The sequence below is a fragment of the Actinoplanes sp. NBRC 103695 genome (assembly GCF_030269485.1).
Lineage (GTDB): Bacteria > Actinomycetota > Actinomycetes > Mycobacteriales > Micromonosporaceae > Actinoplanes.
Genome location: NZ_BSTL01000154.1, coordinates 1 through 259, shown reverse-complemented (window position 1 = coordinate 259; position 259 = coordinate 1). Strand labels below are relative to the sequence as shown.

1 protein-coding gene is annotated in these 259 nt (G+C 65.6%); it reads right to left on the bottom strand.

Annotation, left to right across the window (positions count from 1 at the left end):
- A partial coding sequence (locus QSK31_RS48670; RefSeq protein ID WP_285692024.1) for a hypothetical protein occupies nucleotides 1-259 on the bottom strand: 259 nt, incomplete at both ends.

The following is a 259-nucleotide window of genomic DNA, read 5'->3' as shown; positions in this document are numbered from 1 at the left end:
ACCCAGTCGACGGCCTTCATCACCGGCTTCGACAGCGCCTGGAAGAACGACTTCACCTTGGTGGCGATGCCGCCGATGCCGAGGATGGCGGCGAGCGCGCCGATGAGGACGGGGATGGATTTGGCGAGGGCTGCTTCGATGAGTCCGGGTACGCCGCCGGCGCCGCCGCCGGCGATGGCGATGACGGCGTCGAGGACGGCGTTGACGAATTCGATGATCTGGGCGCCGCGTTCGATGATGAACGTGACGATGTCGATGA